We start from the raw sequence: 3,245 nt of genomic DNA on the forward strand, positions 1-3,245 counted from the left end.
AGCTGATCAGATCGTAGGTTCTTGATTTAGTTCCATTGAATTACGCAACAAAGCCGGGAAAATACCCAATGACGCAGATCCTTTCTTGCCATTAAGCGTATACCTGACTAGCCATTTTTTACGTCCATTTTTACCTACTAATATCTTGAAACCCGATAACTCAGAGCACGAATATTCAGCTTCTGTAGAACGCGAGTCTGGATCATTAGGGGGTAAACTGGCGATCTTAGTAGTTGTAAATTTAAAACGTTTCTCCATAAAAGAAATCACCTATATTTAATCCATACTAGGTTTTAATATATAATTAGCTTTTATTTAGAAACGGCCAAACCACAACTATAATCTATCGTTATAGTTGTGGTTTGCTAAATATTATAATTTACGACTTTAAATAACTACTGTTCCTGCACGGTAGGCGAAACAGGTAAATAATTATCATATAAATCATACCCACGTTTTCCGTCAGATATAATTTCTCTGATTCTCAGCTTGATCTTATCAAGTTCAAAAGTAAGTAGGTTGTATGAATTTCTAGTAGACTCAGCTCTACGTTCACGACTAACCCCCGTACTCCCGCCAGATACTATTAATATAGGAGATTTGGGGTCTTCATTTGCTAGGCTAAAACTATGGTATTGAGCAATTCTATTTTCATGCTGGTGGCCATGTAATGCCATATGTATACCAACATTAGCTGCTTTATCTAACAATTCAACCGCATCTAGAGTGAGAGATATCGCATTTCTATTTGGCATCTCAACTTGACTAATGGGCACTAAATGATGGTGAAGAGCCATCATTTTATAAGTCGGTTTACTCATATTTAAATTAGCCAAGTCGTCAAGTATGTCTAAACCTAGAGAACCAACATAACCATATTCTGTAAGTTTAGAGCTTGTTACTCTACATGAGTTCATTATTGATAAGAATAAATCTACATCACCCAATGAAACAATAATGTTATAATCTAATTGACTTTTCCAATGCTTCCCAGTTAATTCTTCGGAAAAAAGACGATAGTCACGCTCGTGCTCATATGTAACCTGAGTATTTCCAGCCAACTTATTTTCGTCTATGTTGCTATCACTCGGGTAGCGTTTCATATCATGGTTTCCAGGGAGAGTAATAATATTGCTTTTATCAACCCCAAGTCCGCTAGCTATCGAGTGAAGCTCACTTATAATTAAGTTTTTTGTACTATCTGACCAATCAGATCTTGTCGTAAAATCACCTGTAATAATGATTGCAGCAATATCTTTGTTTGCTTTTACTCGCTTTAAGTCAGTCAGAATACAATCACTAAGTGTCTTCGCTGTCCCTCTTTCCAAAACCTTATCTGAAACAACGAAACCGTGATCAAGTCCAAAATGTAAATCTGAAAGATGAAGTATTGACTTTCTATCTGAACCGCTGTTGCCGATTCTAGAAACTCTTACGCTAGAGCATCCATAGCTATCACGAAGTAATAGTGTATTTTCACCCACCTGCCTACCTAAATTAGGTTCATAATCAATGACATTGATTGAAGTCAACTGAAACCAAGCTTCAACTTTCTCACATTGGTGTCTATAGTATTCAGGGACCAAAGATATGTCGACGTCAACTTTCCTTTTCCTATACACTTTATTGAAAGATGCAGTGAAACAACGTTTAGTCGATGGATCAATTAGATAAACGTAATCAGATACCGTGTCATCACTCTCTAAACTGTTAAATAAGGACTCAAATCCGTCTTCATGTTCTTTCTTCCACCACCCCCACAACACTATTCCTTTTCTATTAATAATAGCTTTATGCTCGTCTATTGTGTCGATGTCGGGTGTAGTATCTCTGAACCGTAAGATTATGCTAGGTGCTGCCATTCCATTACTCGTTTATAAGGTTTATTCGGTATATTCCACTGTTGTAGCACTGTTAAAAAAGAGTCTGCTGCTGATGAAGGCACCTTATCAGATAACCCCAAATGAAAACGTAAGATCTCTAATGCATTCGCGCTACCAATTACTGTACCCACTTTGTTTTGAGAGCTCCACAGGTCGATAACTTCCCTTCCAATTGCTCTCCTACTAACGGAAGGCCAATACCATCCATTAGCTAATGGATGCATAATTATTTTTGCAGGTAGAACATCGTGATGGTTCACACGTAATGCAAGCTGATAGTCATCTATTACAAATCGGTGCCATAATTCGGTCTTAGTGATAGCTTTCGACAAAGGAGGGATTTCTTTAATTTTTATGACAAGTAAATCGCCAAAACGCCAGTCTTCGAGAACATTATCATCACTTACTTCACTTGCTCTCATTTCAAAAACAGGAGTTTCGTAACAAAAAAAATTAGATTTTATTTCAAAATCAGCCCAGCTAGTCAACCATTCAAATAAGTTTTTTCTTTCTTCGATGGCTTGTGGCCTTGTTAATTCCGGCCAGAGAGAAATATAAATTTTTGAACCAATCGCTAAGTGTTGCGCACTCCAACTGATCCAGCGAATAGTATTCTCTATATACCAAGGCGGATCTATGACAGCAGCATCAAAGCTCTTACATAGAGGTAAATCAACATCTACGTCTACTAACGAATGAAAATTAGACCAATGTAAAGGCTGTCGATCAACAAGAAAAACCCGATTATCCAATTCTTGATGTTTTCTTATTAAAGAAGGAACACCTAGTGATAGCACTGACTCATGATCATCAAATAATTGACTCAGTTTATCAACAGTTTCTCTCGTAAACCGCCAATCATAGTCTAAGGGGTGAGGATCTGGAGGCATAAAATGTGACATCTATATTCTTTAGTTTTTTATATGACATGCGCAACTTAAGGTAACATAACACATTGATAAGTTGCAATTTATATTAATTTTGATCTGCTTTTTAGAGCTACTTAGTCAGCGTTAAAAAACTGTCAACTGGCCAGCAACCCTTAAATTTATTTTTATTAAGGCTTCGTGTCCGCTTCATCACTCACAGCCCGACCGGACAGAGACCAGAGGCACACAGAAATTCAGCCTTGGGTATGCTGGCACGACAATTACGCACAGCTCATCAGCACAGGAGGTTCTTGGCAGCTAACTCGAACAGAAAATCTGCACAGAGAACAGGAGATAGACAGGAGGGAAGATTCCGGAGGGAGTTTTATCTGAATTCAGGCACAAAAAAACCAGCATTAAGCTGGCTTGGTAATTACCGACTTGAACCGGCACAACGCGAACGTCGAGGGATTTTAAATCCCTTGTGTCTACC

The 3,245-nt window shown here is 38.0% G+C and carries 3 protein-coding genes; all 3 read right to left on the bottom strand.

Going from position 1 to position 3,245, the window contains the following annotated elements; translation table 11 throughout:
- Positions 1-6: 6 nt before the first annotated feature.
- On the bottom strand, positions 7-258 hold the full coding sequence (locus AB6D07_RS22695; RefSeq protein ID WP_371693285.1) for an Arm DNA-binding domain-containing protein: 252 nt from the start codon (positions 256-258) through the stop codon (positions 7-9).
- Positions 259-395: 137 nt separating this feature from the next.
- A complete protein-coding gene (locus AB6D07_RS22700) occupies positions 396-1,862 on the bottom strand; it encodes a metallophosphoesterase (protein ID WP_017099605.1) in 1,467 nt (488 codons plus the stop codon).
- A complete protein-coding gene (locus tag AB6D07_RS22705) occupies positions 1,844-2,785 on the bottom strand; it encodes a hypothetical protein (protein WP_017099606.1) in 942 nt (313 codons plus the stop codon). Before AB6D07_RS22705 ends, AB6D07_RS22700 begins: the two co-directional genes overlap by 19 nt.
- Between the last annotated feature and the right edge of the window lie 460 nt (positions 2,786-3,245).

The sequence above is a fragment of the Vibrio sp. 10N.239.312.C11 genome (assembly GCF_041466065.1).
Classification (GTDB): Bacteria; Pseudomonadota; Gammaproteobacteria; order Enterobacterales; family Vibrionaceae; genus Vibrio; species Vibrio tasmaniensis_A.